The sequence below is a fragment of the Pseudomonas sp. S3_A09 genome, from assembly GCF_054668065.1.
This window is the reverse complement of sequence record NZ_CP162752.1, coordinates 1,916,802-1,940,000: the sequence shown is the minus strand read 5'-3', so window position 1 is coordinate 1,940,000 and position 23,199 is coordinate 1,916,802. Positions and strand designations below refer to the sequence as shown.

General features: G+C 54.5%; 15 protein-coding genes, 6 tRNA genes and 2 rRNA genes. All 23 read left to right on the top strand.

Annotation, left to right across the window (positions count from 1 at the left end; all coding sequences use genetic code 11):
• Nucleotides 1-59 precede the first annotated feature (59 nt).
• The 23 genes from AB4N92_RS09260 to tuf all read left to right on the top strand — a co-directional run bounded on the left by AB4N92_RS09260 (nt 60) and on the right by tuf (nt 23,082).
• Nucleotides 60-136, top strand: a tRNA-Ile gene (locus AB4N92_RS09260).
• Between the two features lie 30 nt (nt 137-166).
• Nucleotides 167-242, top strand: a tRNA-Ala gene (locus tag AB4N92_RS09255).
• A gap of 249 nt (nt 243-491) precedes the next feature.
• Nucleotides 492-3,383, top strand: a 23S ribosomal RNA gene (locus AB4N92_RS09250).
• Nucleotides 3,384-3,539: 156 nt separating this feature from the next.
• Nucleotides 3,540-3,655: ribosomal RNA gene (rrf, locus tag AB4N92_RS09245) — 5S ribosomal RNA — on the top strand.
• Between the two features lie 168 nt (nt 3,656-3,823).
• Nucleotides 3,824-4,783 carry a bifunctional biotin--[acetyl-CoA-carboxylase] ligase/biotin operon repressor BirA gene (gene birA, locus AB4N92_RS09240; RefSeq protein ID WP_044287967.1) on the top strand — a complete coding sequence of 320 codons (960 nt, stop codon included), beginning with the start codon at nt 3,824-3,826 and terminating at the stop codon, nt 4,781-4,783.
• A complete protein-coding gene (locus AB4N92_RS09235) occupies nt 4,773-5,522 on the top strand; it encodes a pantothenate kinase (RefSeq protein WP_010206930.1) in 750 nt (249 codons plus the stop codon). The genes birA and AB4N92_RS09235 overlap by 11 nt, the downstream gene beginning before the upstream one ends.
• Before the next feature lie 7 nt (nt 5,523-5,529).
• Nucleotides 5,530-5,976, top strand: coding sequence for a hypothetical protein (locus AB4N92_RS09230; RefSeq protein ID WP_010206929.1), 447 nt, complete (start codon nt 5,530-5,532; stop codon nt 5,974-5,976).
• A gap of 143 nt (nt 5,977-6,119) precedes the next feature.
• Nucleotides 6,120-6,204, top strand: a tRNA-Tyr gene (locus AB4N92_RS09225).
• Nucleotides 6,205-6,228: 24 nt separating this feature from the next.
• Nucleotides 6,229-6,302 (top strand) — tRNA-Gly (locus AB4N92_RS09220).
• 26 nt (nt 6,303-6,328) lie between these two features.
• Nucleotides 6,329-6,404, top strand: a tRNA-Thr gene (locus AB4N92_RS09215).
• Between the two features lie 161 nt (nt 6,405-6,565).
• A tRNA-Trp gene (locus AB4N92_RS09210) sits at nt 6,566-6,641 on the top strand.
• Nucleotides 6,642-6,686: 45 nt separating this feature from the next.
• The gene (secE, locus tag AB4N92_RS09205; protein ID WP_003194658.1) at nt 6,687-7,055 is read left to right on the top strand and encodes a preprotein translocase subunit SecE; all 369 of its coding nucleotides are present in this window, start codon (nt 6,687-6,689) and stop codon (nt 7,053-7,055) included.
• A 9-nt stretch (nt 7,056-7,064) separates the two neighbouring features.
• Nucleotides 7,065-7,598: a transcription termination/antitermination protein NusG gene (gene nusG / locus AB4N92_RS09200; protein WP_003176436.1), complete on the top strand. Its 534-nt coding sequence runs from the start codon at nt 7,065-7,067 to the stop codon at nt 7,596-7,598.
• A gap of 117 nt (nt 7,599-7,715) precedes the next feature.
• Nucleotides 7,716-8,147 carry a 50S ribosomal protein L11 gene (rplK, locus tag AB4N92_RS09195; protein ID WP_003176435.1) on the top strand — a complete coding sequence of 144 codons (432 nt, stop codon included), beginning with the start codon at nt 7,716-7,718 and terminating at the stop codon, nt 8,145-8,147.
• Nucleotides 8,147-8,842 (top strand): 50S ribosomal protein L1, encoded by a 696-nt coding sequence (gene rplA, locus AB4N92_RS09190; RefSeq protein WP_003176434.1) that lies wholly within the window; start codon nt 8,147-8,149, stop codon nt 8,840-8,842. Before rplK ends, rplA begins: the two co-directional genes overlap by 1 nt.
• A 199-nt stretch (nt 8,843-9,041) precedes the next feature.
• Entirely contained in the window at nt 9,042-9,542 is a 501-nt protein-coding gene (rplJ, locus tag AB4N92_RS09185; RefSeq protein WP_010206364.1) for a 50S ribosomal protein L10, read from the top strand.
• Nucleotides 9,543-9,620: 78 nt separating this feature from the next.
• Entirely contained in the window at nt 9,621-9,986 is a 366-nt protein-coding gene (gene rplL, locus AB4N92_RS09180) for a 50S ribosomal protein L7/L12 (protein WP_021492993.1), read from the top strand.
• 220 nt (nt 9,987-10,206) lie between these two features.
• Complete coding sequence (gene rpoB, locus AB4N92_RS09175) at nt 10,207-14,280, top strand: DNA-directed RNA polymerase subunit beta (protein ID WP_010206926.1); 4,074 nt, start codon at nt 10,207-10,209, stop codon at nt 14,278-14,280.
• Nucleotides 14,281-14,344: 64 nt separating this feature from the next.
• Nucleotides 14,345-18,544, top strand: a complete 4,200-nt coding sequence (gene rpoC, locus AB4N92_RS09170) for a DNA-directed RNA polymerase subunit beta' (protein ID WP_010206924.1) — start codon at nt 14,345-14,347, stop codon at nt 18,542-18,544.
• A 217-nt stretch (nt 18,545-18,761) separates the two neighbouring features.
• Entirely contained in the window at nt 18,762-19,133 is a 372-nt protein-coding gene (rpsL, locus tag AB4N92_RS09165) for a 30S ribosomal protein S12 (RefSeq protein WP_002555494.1), read from the top strand.
• A gap of 118 nt (nt 19,134-19,251) precedes the next feature.
• A complete protein-coding gene (gene rpsG / locus AB4N92_RS09160) occupies nt 19,252-19,722 on the top strand; it encodes a 30S ribosomal protein S7 (protein WP_002555493.1) in 471 nt (156 codons plus the stop codon).
• A 30-nt stretch (nt 19,723-19,752) separates the two neighbouring features.
• Nucleotides 19,753-21,858: an elongation factor G gene (gene fusA / locus AB4N92_RS09155; protein WP_010206921.1), complete on the top strand. Its 2,106-nt coding sequence runs from the start codon at nt 19,753-19,755 to the stop codon at nt 21,856-21,858.
• 30 nt (nt 21,859-21,888) lie between these two features.
• Nucleotides 21,889-23,082 carry an elongation factor Tu gene (gene tuf, locus AB4N92_RS09150; RefSeq protein WP_010206920.1) on the top strand — a complete coding sequence of 398 codons (1,194 nt, stop codon included), beginning with the start codon at nt 21,889-21,891 and terminating at the stop codon, nt 23,080-23,082.
• The last annotated feature ends 117 nt before the right edge of the window (nt 23,083-23,199 follow it).

Sequence of the window (23,199 nt, the reverse complement as noted above, 5' to 3'; positions counted from 1 at the left end):
AAGTTCCCACACGAATTGCTTGATTCATTGAAGAAGACGATAAGAAGCAGCCCGAAATTGGGTCTGTAGCTCAGTTGGTTAGAGCGCACCCCTGATAAGGGTGAGGTCGGCAGTTCGAATCTGCCCAGACCCACCAATTTTGTGTGGGAAACGCCTGTAGAAATACGGGGCCATAGCTCAGCTGGGAGAGCGCCTGCCTTGCACGCAGGAGGTCAACGGTTCGATCCCGTTTGGCTCCACCACTACTGCTTCTGACAGTTTTGAAAGCTTAGAAATGAGCATTCCATCAGGTTGATGATGAATGTTGATTTCTAGTCTTTGATTAGATCGTTCTTTAAAAATTTGGGTATGTGATAGAAAGATAGACTGAACGTTACTTTCACTGGTAACGGATCAGGCTAAGGTAAAATTTGTGAGTTCTCTTAGTTGAGAAATTCGAATTTTCGGCGAATGTTGTCTTCACAGTATAACCAGATTGCTTGGGGTTATATGGTCAAGTGAAGAAGCGCATACGGTGGATGCCTTGGCAGTCAGAGGCGATGAAAGACGTGGTAGCCTGCGAAAAGCTTCGGGGAGTCGGCAAACAGACTTTGATCCGGAGATGTCTGAATGGGGGAACCCAGCCATCATAAGATGGTTATCTTGTACTGAATACATAGGTGCAAGAGGCGAACCAGGGGAACTGAAACATCTAAGTACCCTGAGGAAAAGAAATCAACCGAGATTCCCTTAGTAGTGGCGAGCGAACGGGGACTAGCCCTTAAGTGGCTTTGAGATTAGCGGAACGCTCTGGAAAGTGCGGCCATAGTGGGTGATAGCCCTGTACGCGAAAATCTCTTAGTCATGAAATCGAGTAGGACGGAGCACGAGAAACTTTGTCTGAATATGGGGGGACCATCCTCCAAGGCTAAATACTACTGACTGACCGATAGTGAACTAGTACCGTGAGGGAAAGGCGAAAAGAACCCCGGAGAGGGGAGTGAAATAGATCCTGAAACCGTATGCGTACAAGCAGTGGGAGCCTACTTTGTTAGGTGACTGCGTACCTTTTGTATAATGGGTCAGCGACTTATTTTCAGTGGCGAGCTTAACCGAATAGGGGAGGCGTAGCGAAAGCGAGTCTTAATAGGGCGTCTAGTCGCTGGGAATAGACCCGAAACCGGGCGATCTATCCATGGGCAGGTTGAAGGTTGGGTAACACTAACTGGAGGACCGAACCGACTACCGTTGAAAAGTTAGCGGATGACCTGTGGATCGGAGTGAAAGGCTAATCAAGCTCGGAGATAGCTGGTTCTCCTCGAAAGCTATTTAGGTAGCGCCTCATGTATCACTGTAGGGGGTAGAGCACTGTTTCGGCTAGGGGGTCATCCCGACTTACCAAACCGATGCAAACTCCGAATACCTACAAGTGCCGAGCATGGGAGACACACGGCGGGTGCTAACGTCCGTCGTGAAAAGGGAAACAACCCAGACCGTCAGCTAAGGTCCCAAAGTTATGGTTAAGTGGGAAACGATGTGGGAAGGCTTAGACAGCTAGGAGGTTGGCTTAGAAGCAGCCACCCTTTAAAGAAAGCGTAATAGCTCACTAGTCGAGTCGGCCTGCGCGGAAGATGTAACGGGGCTCAAACCATACACCGAAGCTACGGGTATCACGTAAGTGATGCGGTAGAGGAGCGTTCTGTAAGCCTGTGAAGGTGAGTTGAGAAGCTTGCTGGAGGTATCAGAAGTGCGAATGCTGACATGAGTAACGACAATGGGTGTGAAAAACACCCACGCCGAAAGACCAAGGTTTCCTGCGCAACGTTAATCGACGCAGGGTTAGTCGGTCCCTAAGGCGAGGCTGAAAAGCGTAGTCGATGGAAAACAGGTTAATATTCCTGTACTTCTGGTTATTGCGATGGAGGGACGGAGAAGGCTAGGCCAGCTTGGCGTTGGTTGTCCAAGTTTAAGGTGGTAGGCTGAGATCTTAGGTAAATCCGGGATCTTAAGGCCGAGAGCTGATGACGAGTTAACTTTTAGTTAACGAAGTGGTTGATGCCATGCTTCCAAGAAAAGCTTCTAAGCTTCAGGTAACCAGGAACCGTACCCCAAACCGACACAGGTGGTTGGGTAGAGAATACCAAGGCGCTTGAGAGAACTCGGGTGAAGGAACTAGGCAAAATGGCACCGTAACTTCGGGAGAAGGTGCGCCGGTGAGGGTGAAGGACTTGCTCCGTAAGCTCATGCCGGTCGAAGATACCAGGCCGCTGCGACTGTTTATTAAAAACACAGCACTCTGCAAACACGAAAGTGGACGTATAGGGTGTGACGCCTGCCCGGTGCCGGAAGGTTAATTGATGGGGTTAGCTAACGCGAAGCTCTTGATCGAAGCCCCGGTAAACGGCGGCCGTAACTATAACGGTCCTAAGGTAGCGAAATTCCTTGTCGGGTAAGTTCCGACCTGCACGAATGGCGTAACGATGGCGGCGCTGTCTCCACCCGAGACTCAGTGAAATTGAAATCGCTGTGAAGATGCAGTGTATCCGCGGCTAGACGGAAAGACCCCGTGAACCTTTACTATAGCTTTGCACTGGACTTTGAATTTGCTTGTGTAGGATAGGTGGGAGGCTTTGAAGCGTGGACGCCAGTTCGCGTGGAGCCATCCTTGAAATACCACCCTGGCAACTTTGAGGTTCTAACTCAGGTCCGTTATCCGGATCGAGGACAGTGTATGGTGGGTAGTTTGACTGGGGCGGTCTCCTCCTAAAGAGTAACGGAGGAGTACGAAGGTGCGCTCAGACCGGTCGGAAATCGGTCGTAGAGTATAAAGGCAAAAGCGCGCTTGACTGCGAGACAGACACGTCGAGCAGGTACGAAAGTAGGTCTTAGTGATCCGGTGGTTCTGTATGGAAGGGCCATCGCTCAACGGATAAAAGGTACTCCGGGGATAACAGGCTGATACCGCCCAAGAGTTCATATCGACGGCGGTGTTTGGCACCTCGATGTCGGCTCATCACATCCTGGGGCTGAAGCCGGTCCCAAGGGTATGGCTGTTCGCCATTTAAAGTGGTACGCGAGCTGGGTTTAGAACGTCGTGAGACAGTTCGGTCCCTATCTGCCGTGGACGTTTGAGATTTGAGAGGGGCTGCTCCTAGTACGAGAGGACCGGAGTGGACGAACCTCTGGTGTTCCGGTTGTCACGCCAGTGGCATTGCCGGGTAGCTATGTTCGGAATAGATAACCGCTGAAAGCATCTAAGCGGGAAACTAGCCTCAAGATGAGATCTCACTGGGACCTTGAGTCCCCTGAAGGGCCGTCGAAGACTACGACGTTGATAGGTTGGGTGTGTAAGCGCTGTGAGGCGTTGAGCTAACCAATACTAATTGCCCGTGAGGCTTGACCATATAACACCCAAGCAATTTGATTACTCTAACGAGCATCAGATTGCGGTGTGTGAAGATGATACGAACCGAAAGTTCGATATCTCACAAAACACCGATCTGTCACATACCCAATTTGCTGAAGCGAGGCCAACTGGTCACGACTCAGTACCCGAATTTCTTGACGACCATAGAGCATTGGAACCACCTGATCCCATCCCGAACTCAGCAGTGAAACGATGCATCGCCGATGGTAGTGTGGGGTTTCCCCATGTGAGAGTAGGTCATCGTCAAGATTAAATTCCGAAACCCCATCTGCGAAAGCAGATGGGGTTTTTTTTGGGGCGGTCGAAAAGCATGGAAATGTCCATTTTTCGGCGACCTTCAGTGCTAAAGTCCTGCGTTTCTATGCAATGACCCTGCGCATGGCTATCATGCGTGCCTCATTGTGAGGCGATATTTGCATGCTGACGCTGTTAAAACTTCTGAAAGATGGCCGATTCCACTCGGGGGAAGCGCTGGGCGCCGCCCTTGGTGTTAGCCGCAGTGCTGTCTGGAAGCAACTCCAGCACCTGGAAGCAGAATTGAATCTGCCCATACATAAGGTGCGAGGGAAGGGGTACCAGTTGGCGTCACCGCTGGTGTTCTTGACTGCTGAAGATATTGCGCTGAATGCGCCCTCCTTGGTGTGGCCCATTCATATATCTGACTCCATTGACTCCACAAATGCTGAAGCCTTGCGTCTTGTTGGTGCCGGGTGCGAGGCGCCGTTTCTAGTGCTTGCGGAGCAGCAAACGGCCGGCCGGGGGCGGAGGGGGCGGAAGTGGGTGAGTCCATTTGCGCAGAATGTGTATTACAGCCTCGTATTGCGCATCGAGTCGGGGCTTCGGCAGTTGGAGGGGCTGAGCCTGGTTGTGGGCTTGGCGGTCATGCAGGCCTTGCGCGAGTCTGGTGTGCAGGGGGCAGAGCTGAAATGGCCTAACGATGTTCTGGTGGGTCAGAAGAAGATTGCCGGCATTTTGCTGGAGTTGGTCGGTGACCCTGCGGATATCTGTCACGTTGTCCTTGGAATAGGCATCAACGTGAATATGCAGAGAGCCGACGATGTGGACCAGCAATGGACTTCACTTCAGTTACAGACAGGCTCTCCGGTGGATCGTAACGCTTTGGTGGCGCGATTGGGGTTGCAGTTGCAAGACTACCTTGAGCGGCACCGCCTGGGCGGTTTTATCGCGCTTCAAGAAGAGTGGGAGCAGAATCACGCTTGGCAGGGGCGTCCGGTATCCCTTATTGCGGGTGTCCACCAAATTGATGGAGTTGTACTGGGGGTCGATCACCAGGGGGCATTGCGCTTGAGTGTTGATGGTGTTGAGAAAATATACAGTGGTGGTGAGCTAAGCCTGAGGTTGCGTGATGATTCTTGAGCTCGACTGCGGGAATAGCTTTATCAAGTGGCGTGTGCTTGATGTCGGTGATACGCGTGCGTCGGCGGAAGGGGTTGTCGGTTCAGACCTGGCATTGATTGACAGCCTTGTGGCGCTTCCCGGACTGTTGCTAACGCGTTGCCGATTGGTGAGTGTTCGTGCCCTGGAAGAAACAAGCAAACTGGTCGAGGCACTGCATGAGGCTTTCGGGGTTGCTGTTTCCTGTGCTGTGCCTGCGCGTGAGATGGCAGGAGTGCGCAACGGCTACGAAGATTTTGAGCGTCTGGGCCTTGATCGCTGGTTGGCAATGCTCGGTGGATTCAAGCTGGCACGCGGCGCTTGCTTGGTGCTTGATTTTGGTACGGCAGCCACGGCGGATTTTATTGCCGCGGACGGTGAGCACCTTGGCGGTTTCATTTGCCCGGGTATGCCGCTCATGCGCAACCAGTTGCGAACTCATACACGCAAGATACGCTACGACGACGCTGCTGCTGAAAGGGCGATGGAACGACTCTCTCCAGGTCGTACGACTGCTGAGGCCGTGGAACGAGGTTGTACGCTTATGCTGAGAGGGTTCGTACTGACTCAGTTGGAGTTGGCGCGAAGCTACTGGGGTGATGATTTCACTGTTTTTCTCACCGGAGGGGACGCCGATTTGGTGGTAGATGCAGTCCCGCAGGCCAGACTCGTTCCAGATCTGGTTTTTGTCGGTTTGGCGATGGCTTGCCCTTTGTCCTGAGGTGATTATGCGTTGGTTGTTTTTGCTTTTACTCGTCCTCAACGCCTTCTATTACATTTGGCATCAACAAGAAGCACCGTTGCGCGCCAAAGATGTCACGCCCCTGAGCCTTTACAAGGGGTCGCAACAGGACATCCGACTGCTCAGCGAATCCTCTGACGTTGTAGCGCGCAAAGAGCGTGCAAAGGCAGCTGATGCGCAAAATACGTGTTTGTACATTGGTGGCTTTGCGGACCAGCGACAGGCGCAGGCCGTTGAGCAGCGGCTCACGAGCCTGGATATAAAGGTCAAGGTTCAATTGCTGAATACTGTCGATGCTTCCGGCTATTGGCTGCGTGTAGCCCCTGAAAGCCGACGCCTGGCTGAGGATCTGCCATTTGAAAACCTTGCTAAGGAATTCAATGAGTTAAAACATAAAATAATGTTGTGCGAAGGCGTTGCATCTCTCGAATAGTTTGCATAGAATGGCGCCCGCTTCGCAGTGAAGACCTTTAAGGCCTACAGCGTGAAGCGAAGGTCAACGCAGCTAACCTCATATTTTTAAATGAGAAAATGCTTGACAGAAGGCCGGCGTGATGTAAAATGCCGGCTCGCTTAGGAGGGGTTCCCGAGCGGCCAAAGGGATCAGACTGTAAATCTGACGTCTACGACTTCGAAGGTTCGAATCCTTCCCCCTCCACCATTTTTAGCGTGAGCTGCAAGCTCCGCGGGTATAGTTTAGTGGTAGAACCTCAGCCTTCCAAGCTGATGATGCGGGTTCGATTCCCGCTACCCGCTCCAAGTTTGCAGGTTGTGCAAGATGTTTCGCTCTTGTAGCTCAGTTGGTAGAGCACACCCTTGGTAAGGGTGAGGTCAGCGGTTCAAATCCGCTCAAGAGCTCCATATGACAAGGCAGATATGAAAATATCTGCCTTTGTTTTAACAGCTGCCTCGGCTTGTTGGTGTGTATCTGGCTCTTATGGTCAGGTGATTTCAAGTCTAGTGGGGTTGGTTGTTGTAAAGTCTTTTTCAGGCCTGCATAATGGTCGGCCTGATTTTGTTTTAGGTCAGTAGCTCAATTGGCAGAGCGACGGTCTCCAAAACCGTAGGTTGGGGGTTCGATTCCCTCCTGACCTGCCAGATTCACGTGGTGTATCTGGCTTTCTTTTCACAGGATCTTCATAGATGACTCCTAAGGCTGAAGCTCAAAGCTCTCGTTTCGATCTGGTCAAGTGGCTCGCTGTAGTCGCCTTGGTGGTCGTAGGCGTTGTTGGCAATCAGTACTATTCTGCTTCGCCGATCCTGTACCGCGTGCTCGCTTTGCTTGCTCTTGCTGCTGTTGCTGCCTTTGTAGGCCTGCAGACTGCCAAAGGCAAGTCTTTCGCGGTCCTGGTAAAGGAAGCTCGCACCGAAATTCGTAAAGTCGTTTGGCCGACTCGCCAAGAAACCACGCAGACCACGTTGATCGTTGTGGCTGTTGTTCTGGTTATGGCGTTGCTGTTGTGGGGGCTTGATTCCCTGCTCGGCTGGCTTGTTTCCTTGATTGTTGGCTAAGGGTGTCCCGTGGCTAAGCGTTGGTACGTTGTGCATGCTTACTCGGGTTACGAGAAGCATGTTATGCGCTCTTTGCTAGAGCGCGTAAAGCTGGCAGGCATGGAAGATGGTTTCGGCGAAATTCTGGTTCCCACTGAAGAAGTGGTTGAAATGCGGAATGGCCAGAAGCGCAAGAGTGAACGCAAGTTCTTCCCAGGCTATGTGCTGGTTCAGATGGACATGAATGAAGGTACTTGGCACTTGGTCAAGGATACCCCTCGTGTCATGGGTTTCATTGGCGGTACCGCTGATAAGCCTGCTCCTATCACTGACAAAGAAGCAGAAGCGATTCTGCGCCGCGTTGCTGATGGTAGCGACAAGCCTAAGCCGAAGACGTTGTTCGAGCCGGGTGAGGTTGTTCGTGTCACAGATGGTCCGTTTGCTGATTTCAACGGTACTGTCGAAGAAGTTAACTACGAAAAGAGCCGGATCCAAGTGGCGGTGCTCATTTTCGGTCGCTCTACTCCGGTAGAGCTGGAGTTCAGCCAGGTCGAGAAGGTCTAGCTGAGCAAGCATCCCAACCCCGCAGCCTTAGGCTGTGGGGTTTTGTCGTCACTGGGATAAACGCGCAAGTAACCGGGGAGCCTTTCGAGGCGCTTGAACCCGTAATTGGAGTGCCTCATGGCCAAGAAGATTACCGCTTACATCAAGCTGCAAGTGAAGGCCGCTCAGGCCAACCCAAGTCCACCTGTTGGTCCAGCTCTGGGTCAGCACGGCGTGAACATCATGGAATTCTGCAAGGCCTTCAACGCCCGTACTCAGGGTCTTGAGCCAGGTCTGCCGACTCCAGTGATCATCACTGTATACAGCGACCGTAGCTTCACTTTCGAAACCAAGTCGACCCCGGCTTCGGTTCTGCTGAAGAAAGCTGCTGGTCTGACTAGCGGTTCCGCTCGTCCTAACACCGTTAAGGTTGGCACCGTAACTCGTGCTCAGCTGGAAGAAATCGCGAAAACCAAAAACGCGGATCTGACTGCAGCTGATATGGATGCAGCCGTGCGTACCATCGCCGGTTCTGCTCGTAGCATGGGCCTTAACGTGGAGGGTGTGTAATGGCTAAGCTGACCAAGCGTCAAAAGGCTATCGCCGGCAAAATCGAAGCGGGCAAGTCCTACAATTTTGTAGACGCTGCTGCTCTGCTGACCGAGCTGTCGACTGTCAAGTTCAGCGAGTCCGTTGACGTTGCTGTAAACCTGGGCGTTGACCCACGTAAATCCGACCAGGTCGTTCGTAGCGCAACTGTGCTGCCACACGGTACTGGCAAGACTGTACGTGTAGCTGTCTTCACCCAAGGCCCGGCAGCTGAAGCTGCTCTGGCCGCCGGCGCTGATCGCGTTGGCATGGACGACCTGGCTGCCGAAATGAAAGGCGGCGACCTGAACTACGACGTCGTTATTGCTTCCCCGGATGCAATGCGCGTTGTGGGTCAGTTGGGTCAGATCCTCGGTCCACGTGGTCTGATGCCTAACCCTAAAGTCGGCACTGTAACGCCAGACGTAGCCACCGCGGTTAAAAACGCCAAGGCTGGTCAGGTTCGTTATCGCACCGACAAAAACGGCATCATTCACACCTCCGTTGGCAAGGTCGGCTTCGACGCCGTCAAGCTGAAGGAAAACGTTGAAGCCCTGATCGCTGATCTGAAGCGTATCAAGCCAGCTTCCTCGAAAGGTATCTACGTCAAGCGCGTTACCCTGAGCACCACTATGGGCCCAGGTCTGGTCATCGACCAAGGTTCGCTGGACGTATAAGACACAGATTGGCGCGAGCGATCGCGCCAATTGAAAAAATTGGGGTCCCTGCCTGGCGGGGGCTATCCAAGACCGTAGGCGGCGCAAGTCTTAAACCACAAGCCTACGCAGATGGTGCTCCCGGTTCCTTACCGAATCAGACACCAAAACGACATCCGGCTCCGGCCAGATGAAACGGTAACAAGCAGGAGTTAAACCCGTGGCAATTAATCTCGAAGACAAGAAGGCCATCGTCGCTGAAGTCAACGAGGCTGCCAAAGCTGCTCTGTCCGCTGTCGTGGCTGATGCCCGTGGTGTGACAGTAGGCGCTATGACCGGACTCCGTAAAGAGGCTCGTGAAGCTGGCGTATACGTACGTGTTGTACGTAACACCCTGCTCAAGCGCGCTGTTGCTGACACTGAATACAGTGTCCTCAACGACGTGTTCACCGGCCCGACTCTGATCGCGTTCTCCAAAGAACATCCAGGCGCTGCTGCCCGTTTGTTCAAAGAATTCGCCAAGAGTCAGGAAAAGTTCGAGATCAAGGCAGCTGCGTTCGAGGGCAAGTTCCTCGCAGCTAACCAAATCGACGTACTGGCAACACTGCCGACCCGCGACGAAGCCATTTCGCAGCTGATGAGCGTGATTCAAGGCGCTACCAGCAAGCTGGCTCGTACTCTGGCCGCAGTTCGCGAGCAAAAAGAAGCTGCCGCAGCCTAAGGCTGAGCGACTTCTCTCGCGTATTTTTGTTTATTTCGATGGCCGAGTAGGCCGTCCCCCAATTCAGGAAATACAGCAATGTCTATCTCCCAAGACGATATCCTCAACGCCGTAGCTGAAATGTCGGTTCTGCAGGTTGTTGAGCTGATCAAAGCTTTCGAAGAAAAATTCGGCGTTTCCGCTGCCGCTGCTTCCGCTGGCCCAGCTGTTGCTGCTGTTGCTGCTGAAGAGCAAACCGAATTCAACGTCATGCTGCTGGAAGCTGGCGAGAAGAAAGTAAACGTGATCAAGGCAGTACGTGAACTGACCGGTCTGGGCCTGAAAGAAGCCAAGGCTGTAGTTGACGGCGCTCCTGCCCAGGTTCTGGAAGCTGTTACCAAAGACGCAGCTGACAAAGCCAAAGCAGCACTGGAAGAAGCAGGCGCTAAAGTCGAGCTGAAGTAAGCATCGACCTTGCGTCTCCAGCCCAAGCGTTAAGCTGAAGGCTGATGGCTGGTGGCTCTTGCCACCGGCCTTTTTCCGTTCTTGGCTGACGACTCGGTCGCCGCCATTAACGCGCTGTAGCCACCCGATGCGGTGGTGCAAACCATGGGGTTTGCGAGATTTTCTGGCTGCTCCCGTCGGGGGGGGCCAAACAAGCAGGTGACCAAGCTGGGGAACGCTGATGGCTTACTCATATACTGAGAAAAAACGTATCCGCAAGGACTTTAGCAAGTTGCCGGACGTCATGGATGTCCCGTACCTTCTGGCTATCCAGCTGGATTCGTATCGTGAATTCTTGCAGGCGGGAGCGACCAAAGATCAGTTCCGCGACGTGGGCCTGCATGCGGCCTTCAAATCCGTTTTCCCGATCATCAGCTACTCCGGCAATGCTGCGCTGGAGTACGTCGGTTATCGCCTGGGCGAACCGGCATTTGATGTCAAAGAATGCGTGTTGCGCGGTGTTACGTACGCCGTACCTTTGCGGGTAAAAGTCCGTCTGATCATTTTCGACAAAGAATCGTCGAACAAAGCGATCAAGGACATCAAAGAGCAAGAAGTCTACATGGGCGAAATCCCACTGATGACTGAGAACGGTACCTTCGTTATCAACGGTACCGAACGTGTGATCGTTTCCCAGCTGCACCGTTCCCCGGGCGTGTTCTTCGACCACGACCGCGGCAAGACGCACAGCTCTGGTAAGCTCCTGTACTCCGCGCGGATCATTCCTTACCGTGGTTCGTGGTTGGACTTCGAGTTCGATCCGAAAGACTGCGTGTTCGTGCGTATCGACCGTCGTCGCAAGCTGCCGGCCTCGGTACTGCTGCGCGCGCTCGGCTACACCACTGAGCAAGTGCTGGACGCCTTCTACACCACCAACGTATTCAGCCTGAAGGATGAAACCCTCAAGCTGGAGCTGATTGCTTCGCGTCTGCGTGGTGAAATTGCTGTCCTGGACATTCAGGATGAAAAGGGCAAGGTCATTGTTGAAGCTGGCCGTCGTATCACTGCGCGCCACATCAACCAGATCGAAAAAGCCGGTATCAAAGAGCTGGAAGTGCCTCTGGACTACGTCCTTGGCCGCACGACCGCCAAGGTCATCGTTCACCCAGCTACAGGCGAAATCCTGGCTGAGTGCAACACCGAGCTGAACACCGAAATCCTGGCCAAAATCGCCAAGGCTCAGGTTGTTCGCATCGAGACCCTGTATACCAACGACATCGACTGCGGTCCGTTCATTTCCGACACGCTGAAGATCGACTCCACCAGCAACCAATTGGAAGCGCTGGTCGAGATCTATCGCATGATGCGTCCTGGTGAGCCACCAACCAAAGACGCTGCCGAAACCCTGTTCAACAACCTGTTCTTCAGCCCTGAGCGCTATGACCTGTCTGCGGTCGGCCGGATGAAGTTCAACCGTCGTATCGGTCGTACCGAGATCGAAGGTTCGGGCGTGCTGTGCAAGGAAGACATCGTCGCGGTACTGAAGACCCTGGTCGACATCCGTAACGGCAAAGGCATCGTCGATGACATCGACCACCTGGGTAACCGTCGTGTTCGCTGTGTAGGCGAAATGGCCGAGAACCAGTTCCGCGTTGGCCTGGTACGTGTTGAGCGTGCGGTCAAAGAGCGTCTGTCGATGGCTGAAAGCGAAGGCCTGATGCCGCAAGACCTGATCAACGCCAAGCCAGTGGCTGCGGCGGTGAAAGAGTTCTTCGGTTCCAGCCAGCTTTCCCAGTTCATGGACCAGAACAACCCGCTCTCCGAGATCACCCACAAGCGCCGTGTATCTGCACTGGGCCCGGGCGGTCTGACCCGTGAGCGTGCTGGCTTTGAAGTTCGTGACGTACACCCGACGCACTACGGTCGTGTTTGCCCGATCGAAACGCCGGAAGGTCCGAACATCGGTCTGATCAACTCCCTGGCCGCTTATGCGCGCACCAACCAGTACGGCTTCCTCGAGAGCCCGTACCGCGTGGTGAAAGACGCTCTGGTCACCGACGAGATCGTGTTCCTGTCCGCCATCGAAGAAGCTGATCACGTGATCGCTCAGGCTTCGGCCACGATGAACGACAAGAAAGTCCTGGTCGACGAGCTGGTAGCTGTTCGTCACTTGAACGAGTTCACCGTCAAGGCGCCGGAAGACGTCACCTTGATGGACGTGTCGCCGAAGCAGGTAGTGTCGGTTGCAGCGTCGCTGATCCCGTTCCTGGAGCACGATGACGCCAACCGTGCGTTGATGGGTTCCAACATGCAGCGTCAAGCTGTACCGACCCTGCGCGCCGACAAGCCGCTGGTAGGTACCGGCATGGAGCGTAACGTAGCTCGTGACTCCGGCGTTTGCGTCGTGGCTCGTCGTGGCGGCGTGATCGATTCCGTTGATGCCAGCCGTATCGTGGTTCGTGTTGCCGATGACGAAGTAGAAACTGGCGAAGCCGGTGTCGACATCTACAACCTGACCAAATACACCCGCTCGAACCAGAACACCTGCATCAACCAGCGTCCGCTGGTGAGCAAGGGTGATCGCGTTCAGCGCAGCGACATCATGGCTGATGGCCCGTCCACCGATATGGGTGAGCTGGCTCTGGGCCAGAACATGCGTATCGCGTTCATGGCATGGAACGGCTTCAACTTCGAAGACTCCATCTGCCTGTCCGAGCGTGTTGTTCAAGAAGACCGCTTCACCACGATCCACATTCAGGAACTGACCTGTGTGGCACGTGACACCAAGCTTGGGCCTGAGGAAATCACTGCAGACATCCCGAACGTGGGTGAAGCTGCACTGAACAAGCTGGACGAAGCCGGTATCGTTTACGTAGGTGCTGAAGTAGGCGCAGGCGACATCCTGGTAGGTAAGGTCACCCCGAAAGGCGAGACTCAACTGACTCCGGAAGAAAAACTGCTGCGTGCCATCTTCGGTGAAAAAGCCAGCGACGTTAAAGACACCTCCCTGCGTGTGCCTACCGGTACCAAGGGTACTGTCATCGACGTACAGGTCTTCACCCGTGACGGCGTTGAGCGTGATGCTCGTGCACTGTCCATCGAGAAGACCCAGCTCGACGAGATCCGCAAGGACCTGAACGAAGAGTTCCGTATCGTTGAAGGCGCGACCTTCGAACGTCTGCGTTCCGCCCTGGTAGGCCACAAGGCTGAAGGCGGCGCAGGTCTGAAGAAAGGTCAGGACATCACCGACGAAATCCTCGACGGTCTTGAGCACGGCCAGTGGTTCAAACTGCGCATGGCTGAAGATGCTCTGAACGAGCAGCTCGAGAAGGCTCAGGCCTACATCGTTGATCGTCGCCGTCTGCTGGACGACAAGTTTGAAGACAAGAAGCGCAAACTGCAGCAGGGCGATGACCTGGCTCCAGGCGTGCTGAAAATCGTCAAGGTTTACCTGGCAATCCGTCGCCGCATCCAGCCGGGCGACAAGATGGCTGGTCGTCACGGTAACAAGGGTGTGGTCTCCGTGATCATGCCGGTTGAAGACATGCCGCACGATGCCAATGGCACCCCGGTCGACGTCGTCCTCAACCCGTTGGGCGTACCTTCGCGTATGAACGTTGGTCAGATCCTTGAAACCCACCTGGGCCTCGCGGCCAAAGGTCTGGGCGAGAAGATCAACCGTATGATCGAAGAGCAGCGCAAGGTCGCAGACCTGCGTAAGTTCCTGCACGAGATCTACAACGAGATCGGCGGTCGCAACGAAGAGCTGGACACCTTCTCCGACCAGGAAATCCTGGATCTGGCGAAGAACCTGCGCGGCGGCGTTCCAATGGCTACCCCGGTGTTCGACGGTGCCAAGGAAAGCGAAATCAAGGCCATGCTGAAACTGGCAGACCTGCCAGAAAGCGGCCAGATGCAGCTGTTCGACGGCCGTACCGGCAACAAGTTCGAGCGCCCGGTTACTGTTGGCTACATGTACATGCTGAAGCTGAACCACTTGGTAGACGACAAGATGCACGCTCGTTCTACCGGTTCGTACAGCCTCGTTACCCAGCAGCCGCTGGGTGGTAAGGCTCAGTTCGGTGGTCAGCGTTTCGGGGAGATGGAGGTCTGGGCACTGGAAGCATACGGTGCTGCTTACACTCTGCAAGAAATGCTCACAGTGAAGTCGGACGATGTGAACGGCCGGACCAAGATGTACAAAAACATCGTGGACGGCGATCACCGTATGGAGCCGGGCATGCCCGAGTCCTTCAACGTGTTGATCAAAGAAATTCGTTCCCTCGGCATCGATATCGATCTGGAAACCGAATAACACGTGACGCGAATCGAGAGCGGGGCCGTTTAGCCCGCTCTCTGCTCCGCCAGGAGGAAAGGCCTTGAAAGACCTACTGAATTTGCTGAAAAACCAGGGTCAAGTCGAAGAGTTCGACGCCATCCGTATTGGATTGGCATCGCCTGAGATGATCCGTTCGTGGTCGTTCGGTGAAGTTAAAAAGCCGGAAACCATCAACTACCGTACGTTCAAACCTGAGCGTGACGGCCTGTTCTGCGCCAAGATCTTTGGCCCGGTAAAGGATTACGAGTGCCTGTGCGGTAAGTACAAGCGCTTGAAGCACCGTGGTGTGATCTGCGAGAAGTGCGGCGTTGAAGTTGCACTGGCCAAGGTTCGTCGTGAGCGCATGGCGCACATCGAACTGGCTTCGCCAGTTGCCCATATCTGGTTCCTGAAATCGCTGCCGTCCCGTATCGGCTTGCTGATGGACATGACTCTGCGTGATATCGAACGCGTTCTCTACTTCGAGAGCTATGTCGTTATCGATCCAGGCATGACCACCCTTGAAAAAGGTCAGCTGCTGAACGACGAGCAGTATTTCGAAGCGCTGGAAGAGTTCGGCGACGATTTCGATGCCCGCATGGGTGCCGAAGCTGTCCGCGAACTGCTGCACGCTATCGACCTGGAGCACGAGATTGGCCGTCTGCGTGAAGAAATTCCGCAAACCAACTCCGAAACCAAGATCAAGAAGCTGTCCAAGCGTCTGAAGTTGATGGAAGCCTTCCAGGGTTCCGGCAACTTGCCAGAGTGGATGGTGCTGACCGTTCTGCCGGTTCTGCCGCCAGACCTGCGTCCGCTGGTACCGTTGGACGGTGGTCGTTTCGCGACGTCCGACCTCAACGACCTGTACCGCCGCGTGATCAACCGTAACAACCGCTTGAAGCGCCTGCTCGATCTGTCCGCGCCGGACATCATCGTGCGCAACGAAAAGCGTATGTTGCAAGAAGCGGTCGACGCCTTGCTCGACAACGGTCGTCGTGGCCGCGCTATCACTGGTTCCAACAAGCGTCCTCTGAAATCCCTGGCTGACATGATCAAGGGTAAGCAAGGTCGTTTCCGTCAGAACTTGCTCGGTAAGCGTGTTGACTACTCCGGTCGTTCGGTAATTACCGTAGGCCCGACCCTGCGTCTGCACCAGTGCGGTCTGCCTAAGAAGATGGCTCTGGAGCTGTTCAAGCCGTTCATCTTCGGCAAGCTGGAAATGCGCGGTCTCGCGACCACCATCAAAGCGGCCAAGAAAATGGTCGAGCGCGAACTGCCAGAGGTTTGGGACGTTCTCGCTGAAGTGATCCGCGAACACCCGGTTCTCCTCAACCGTGCACCGACCCTTCACCGTCTGGGTATCCAGGCGTTTGAACCGGTACTGATCGAAGGTAAGGCTATCCAGCTGCACCCGCTGGTCTGTGCTGCGTACAACGCCGACTTCGACGGCGACCAAATGGCCGTGCACGTACCGCTGACACTGGAAGCCCAGTTGGAAGCGCGCGCGTTGATGATGTCGACCAACAACATTCTGTCGCCAGCCAACGGTGAGCCAATCATCGTTCCGTCGCAGGACGTTGTATTGGGTCTGTACTACATGACCCGTGAAGCGATCAACGCCAAGGGCGAAGGTCGTGTGTTCGCTGACCTGCAAGAAGTTGACCGTGTGTTCCGTGCCGGCGAAGCCGCACTGCACGCCAAGGTCAAAGTGCGGATCAACGAAACCGTCAACGACCGTGATGGCGGCAGCGTGACCAACACCCGTATTGTCGACACCACCGTCGGCCGTGCGCTGTTGTATCAGGTTGTACCAAAAGGCCTGTCGTACGACGTCGTCAACCTGCCGATGAAGAAAAAGGCGATCTCCAAGCTGATCAACCAGTGCTACCGCGTGGTTGGTTTGAAAGAGACCGTGATCTTCGCTGACCAGTTGATGTACACCGGTTTTGCTTACTCGACCATTTCCGGCGTTTCCATCGGTGTTAACGACTTCGTTATCCCGGATGAAAAAGCCCGCATCATCGGTGCTGCCACCGACGAAGTGAAAGAGATCGAAAGCCAGTACGCCTCCGGCCTGGTAACCCAGGGCGAGAAGTACAACAAGGTAATCGACCTTTGGTCGAAGGCGAACGACGAAGTTTCCAAGGCGATGATGGCCAACCTCTCGAAAGAGAAAGTCATCGACCGTCACGGCGACGAAGTTGACCAAGAGTCCTTCAACTCGATGTACATGATGGCCGACTCGGGCGCACGGGGTTCTGCTGCGCAGATCCGTCAGCTCGCCGGTATGCGTGGCCTGATGGCCAAGCCGGACGGTTCCATCATCGAAACGCCGATTACTGCGAACTTCCGTGAAGGTTTGAGCGTACTTCAGTACTTCATCTCCACTCACGGTGCTCGTAAGGGTCTTGCGGATACCGCGTTGAAAACCGCTAACTCCGGTTACCTGACTCGTCGTCTGGTAGACGTTGCACAAGATCTGGTTGTCACCGAGATCGATTGCGGCACCGAGCACGGCCTGCTGATGACTCCGCACATTGAAGGCGGTGACGTTGTAGAGCCGCTGGGTGAGCGCGTATTGGGTCGTGTGATTGCCCGTGACGTATTCAAGCCAGGCACCGAGGAAGTTATCGTTCCTGCCGGTACTCTGGTAGACGAGAAGTGGGTCGAGTTCATCGAACTCAACAGCATCGACGAAGTGATCGTTCGCTCGCCGATCAGCTGCGAAACCCGCTACGGCATTTGTGCCAAGTGCTACGGCCGTGACTTGGCTCGTGGTCACCAGGTGAACATCGGTGAAGCGGTCGGCGTTATCGCTGCCCAGTCCATCGGTGAGCCGGGTACCCAGCTGACCATGCGTACGTTCCACATCGGTGGTGCGGCAAGCCGTACCTCCGCAGCTGACAGCGTTCAGGTGAAGAATGGCGGTACTGTCCGTCTGCACAACCTGAAACACGTTGAGCGAGTGGATGGCCACCTGGTTGCTGTGTCCCGTTCCGGTGAGCTGGCAATCGCTGATGACTACGGTCGTGAGCGCGAGCGTTACAAGCTGCCGTACGGTGCTGTGATTTCGGTTAAAGAAGGTGACAAGGTCGACGCTGGCGCAATCGTGGCCAAGTGGGATCCGCACACTCACCCAATCGTTACCGAAATGAAAGGTACCGTGACCTACGTGGGCATGGAAGAAGGCATCACGATCAAGCGTCAGACTGACGAATTGACCGGTATGACCAACATTGAAGTACTCGATGCGAAAGATCGTCCAGCTGCCGGTAAAGACATCCGTCCTGCCGTGAAGATGGTCGATGACAACGGCAAGGACTTGTTGCTGCCAGGCACTGACGTAATCGCTCAGTACTTCCTGCCAGCCAACGCCCTGGTCGGTGTAGCGGATGGTGCGAAGATCGCGATCGGTGATGTTATCGCGCGTATCCCGCAAGAAACTTCGAAGACCCGTGACATCACCGGTGGTCTGCCGCGTGTTGCCGACTTGTTCGAAGCGCGTCGTCCGAAAGAAGCGTCGATTCTGGCTGAAGTCAGCGGTACCATCGCATTCGGTAAGGAAACCAAAGGCAAGCGCCGTCTGGTTATTACGCCGAACGACGGTAGCGATCCGTACGAAGAGCTGATTCCGAAGTGGCGTCACCTCAACGTCTTCGAAGGCGAACAGGTAAACCGCGGCGAAGTTATCTCCGACGGCCCAAGCGATCCACACGACATCCTGCGTCTGCTGGGTGTGAGTGCGCTGGCCAAGTACATCGTTAACGAGATCCAGGACGTTTACCGCCTGCAAGGCGTGAAGATCAACGATAAGCACATCGAGACGATCCTGCGTCAGATGCTGCGTAAAGTTGAAATCGCTGAATCCGGCGATTCCAGTTTCATCAAGGGCGACCAGATGGAACTGACTCACGTACTGGTGGAAAACGAGCGTCTGGCCGCGGAAGACAAATTTGTCTCCAAGTTCACTCGCGTGTTGCTGGGTATCACCAAGGCGTCGTTGTCCACTGAGTCGTTCATCTCGGCGGCCTCCTTCCAGGAGACCACTCGCGTACTGACCGAAGCAGCGGTAACCGGCAAGCGCGATTACCTGCGCGGCCTGAAAGAAAACGTGGTTGTGGGTCGTCTGATCCCAGCCGGTACCGGTTTGGCTTACCACAGCGAGCGTAAGCGTCGCCGTGATGCTGACAAACCGTTGCGCGTAAGCGCCAGTGAAGTGGAAGCTGCACTGACCGAAGCGCTGAACTCTAGCGGTAACTGAGTTCTGCGATAAATAAGACCGGGCCCTGACAGCCCCCATTCGTCGGATCGAGGCAGTTTTGTCCCGGTTCGATGAGAGGGGAGGTCGGGGCCTTGCCTTGACTGGGGACAAGATCCTCTTTAGACTCTTGTACCCCTAAATTTGGCGGGAATTCGTTCCTGCCATTTTGCTTTTCTTGCAAGACAATAGCGTCGCAAGACAACAGTGGAGCTAGTAGATGGCAACTATCAACCAGCTGGTACGTCAGCCGCGTAAGCGTATCGTCGAGAAATCCGACGTACCTGCGCTGCAGAACTGCCCGCAACGTCGTGGCGTATGCACTCGCGTGTATACCACTACGCCGAAAAAACCTAACTCGGCACTGCGTAAAGTATGCCGTGTGCGCCTGACCAACGGTTTCGAGGTTTCCTCGTACATCGGTGGTGAAGGTCACAACCTGCAAGAGCACAGCGTGGTACTGATCCGCGGCGGTCGTGTAAAAGACTTGCCAGGTGTTCGTTACCACACCGTACGCGGCTCCTTGGATACTTCCGGCGTTAAAGGTCGTAACCAGGGTCGTTCGAAGTACGGTACCAAGAAGCCTAAGTAGTAGCGGCTTTTTGTAACACTGAATCATCTTATTTTCTGAGTCGATAAGAGTAAGGTCGGAGGCGTCCCGAAAGGGCACCGATTCCGAGCGAACCTGAAGACCGTTTGAGGGCTTATCCATGCCAAGAAGACGCGTAGCAGCCAAGCGCGAAGTGCTTGACGATCCAAAATACGGAAGCCAAATCCTGGCCAAGTTCATGAACCACGTGATGGAAAGCGGCAAGAAAGCCGTTGCCGAGCGTATCGTTTATGGCGCGCTGGAAAAGGTTAAAGAACGCAAGAACAGCGATCCCCTGGAAATCTTCGAGAAAGCTCTCGACGCCATCGCTCCGCTGGTCGAAGTGAAGTCGCGCCGTGTAGGCGGTGCTACTTACCAGGTTCCGGTCGAAGTTCGCCCGTCCCGTCGTAACGCTCTGGCAATGCGCTGGTTGGTAGACTTCGCCCGTAAGCGCGGCGAGAAGTCTATGGCTCTGCGTTTGGCCGGCGAGCTGTTGGACGCTGCTGAAGGTAAAGGTGCTGCTGTTAAGAAGCGTGAAGACGTGCACCGTATGGCTGAAGCTAACAAAGCTTTCTCGCACTACCGCTTCTAATCTTAGCTTCACTAATTTTGCGAGGGCTTTATGGCTCGTACTACTCCGATTAGCCGCTACCGTAACATCGGTATCGTTGCTCACGTGGATGCTGGTAAAACCACCACCACTGAGCGCGTACTGTTTTACACCGGCAAAAGTCACAAAATGGGCGAGGTGCATGACGGCGCCGCGACCACAGACTGGATGGTTCAGGAGCAGGAGCGTGGTATTACCATTACTTCTGCTGCTATTACCGCCTTCTGGAAAGGTTCCGAGAAGCAGTACAAAGACGAGCACCGTTTCAACGTAATCGATACCCCGGGCCACGTAGACTTCACCATTGAAGTTGAACGTTCCCTGCGCGTACTCGACGGCGCTGTCGTTGTGTTCTGCGGTACCTCGGGTGTTGAGCCGCAGTCGGAAACCGTATGGCGTCAAGCCAACAAGTACGGTGTTCCACGTCTTGTTTACGTAAACAAGATGGACCGTGCTGGCGCCAACTTCCTGCGCGTGATCGGTCAGATCAAGCAGCGTCTGGGTCACACCCCGGTGCCAATCCAATTGGCTATCGGTTCCGAAGACAACTTCCAGGGTCAGATCGATCTGATCAACATGGAAGCGGTCTACTGGAATGATTCCGACAAAGGTATGGTTCCTGTTCGCAAGCCTATCCCTGCAGAGCTGCAGGAACTGGCTGACGAGTGGCGTAACAACATGGTTGAGGCTGCTGCCGAAGCCAGCGAAGAGCTGATGAACAAGTACCTCGAAGGTGAAGAACTCACCAACGTGGAAATCAAGGCTGCTCTGCGTCAGCGTACTATCGCTGGTGAGATCGTCTTGGCTGTTTGTGGTTCTTCCTTCAAGAACAAGGGTGTTCCCCTGGTTCTCGACGCCGTTATCGACTACCTGCCGGCTCCAACCGACATTCCTGCTATCAAGGGTACCAACCCGGATAACGAGGAAGAAGAGATGGAGCGTCACGCCGATGACAGCGAGCCGTTCTCGGCTTTGGCGTTCAAGATCGCAACCGACCCATTCGTGGGTACTTTGACCTTCGTCCGCGTTTACTCGGGCGTGTTGGCCTCCGGCGACGGCGTGATCAACTCGGTTAAAGGCAAGAAAGAGCGCGTGGGTCGTATGGTGCAAATGCACGCAAACGCCCGTGAAGAGATCAAGGAAGTGCGCGCTGGTGACATCGCGGCCCTGATCGGCATGAAGGACGTCACCACTGGTGAGACTTTGTGCGACGCTGCCAAGCCAATCATCCTGGTTCGGATGGACTTCCCGGAGCCGGTTATTTCGGTTGCCGTAGAGCCTAAGACCAAGGATGACCAGGAAAAAATGGGTATCGCTCTGGGCAAACTTGCTCAGGAAGATCCATCTTTCCGCGTCAAGACTGATGAAGAGACTGGTCAAACGATCATCTCTGGCATGGGCGAGCTTCACCTGGACATCCTGGTTGACCGGATGCGCCGTGAGTTCAACGTCGAAGCCAACATCGGTAAGCCTCAGGTTTCCTATCGTGAGCGCATCACGAAGAATTGCGAAATCGAAGGCAAGTTCGTTCGTCAGTCCGGCGGTCGTGGTCAGTTCGGTCACTGCTGGATCCGTTTTGCTCCTGCTGACGAAGGTCAGGAAGGTCTGCAATTCGTGAACGAAGTAGTAGGTGGTGTTGTTCCTAAGGAATACATCCCTGCTATCCAGAAGGGTATCGAAGAGCAGATGAAGAACGGTGTTGTTGCCGGCTATCCGCTGATCGGCCTGAAAGCAACCGTTTTTGACGGTTCTTACCACGACGTCGACTCCAACGAGATGGCGTTTAAGGTGGCTGCTTCCATGGCAACCAAGCAACTGGCCCAGAAGGGCGGTGGTGAGTTGCTTGAGCCAATCATGGCGGTAGAAGTTGTTACACCTGAAGACTATATGGGTGATGTCATGGGCGACCTTAACCGTCGTCGCGGCATGATCTTGGGTATGGAAGACACGGTTTCCGGCAAAGTGATTCGCGCCGAGGTTCCGTTGGGTGAGATGTTCGGTTATGCGACCGACGTTCGCTCCATGTCCCAGGGTCGCGCAAGCTACTCTATGGAATTCAAAAAATACAACACAGCTCCGGCGCACATCGCTGAAACTGTATCCAAAAAACAAGGCTGATTCAGTCCTTTAGGCAAGGAGTTAATTGTCGTGGCTAAAGAAAAATTTGATCGTTCCCTACCGCACGTCAACGTTGGCACCATCGGTCACGTTGACCACGGTAAAACCACTCTGACTGCTGCTCTGACTCGCGTTTGCTCCGAAGTTTTCGGTTCGGCTCGTGTTGACTTCGACAAGATCGACAGCGCACCAGAAGAAAAAGCTCGTGGTATCACCATCAACACCGCGCACGTTGAGTACAACTCGACTATTCGTCACTACGCTCACGTTGACTGCCCAGGTCACGCTGACTATGTGAAGAACATGATCACTGGTGCTGCCCAGATGGACGGCGCTATCCTGGTTTGCTCGGCCGCTGATGGTCCGATGCCACAAACCCGTGAGCACATCCTGCTGTCCCGTCAGGTAGGCGTTCCGTACATCGTGGTCTTCCTGAACAAGGCTGACCTGGTAGACGACGCTGAGCTGCTGGAACTGGTTGAGATGGAAGTGCGCGATCTGCTGAGCACTTACGACTTCCCAGGCGACGACACTCCGATCATCATCGGTTCTGCTCGTATGGCTCTGGAAGGCAAAGACGACAACGAAATGGGCACCACTGCCGTTCGTAAGCTGGTTGAAACTCTGGATTCCTACATCCCAGAGCCAGTTCGTCTGACCGACAAGCCGTTCCTGATGCCAATCGAAGACGTATTCTCGATCTCCGGTCGTGGTACTGTTGTGACTGGTCGTATCGAGCGCGGTATCGTTCGCGTTCAGGATCCACTGGAAATCGTTGGTCTGCGTGACACCACCGTCACCACCTGCACCGGTGTTGAAATGTTCCGTAAACTGCTCGACGAAGGTCGTGCTGGCGAGAACTGCGGCGTTCTGCTGCGTGGTACCAAGCGTGACGACGTTGAGCGTGGCCAGGTTCTGGTTAAGCCAGGTTCGGTTAAGCCGCACACCAAGTTCACCGCAGAAGTTTACGTTCTGAGCAAGGAAGAAGGCGGTCGTCACACTCCGTTCTTCAAAGGCTACCGTCCACAGTTCTACTTCCGTACTACTGACGTGACCGGTAACTGCGAATTGCCAGAAGGCGTAGAAATGGTAATGCCAGGCGATAACATTCAAATGACTGTTACCCTGATCAAAACCATCGCTATGGAAGACGGCCTGCGCTTCGCTATCCGTGAAGGCGGCCGTACCGTTGGTGCTGGCGTTGTAGCTAAAATCATCGAGTAATTATCTCTTCTGAGATAGCTCTGATGTTTTGAAAAGGCCCCCGCTCAGCGGGGGCCTTTTTTATTGGGTTGACACCTATCAGGGCCGTCTATAGAATTGCGCCTCCTTTTAACGGGC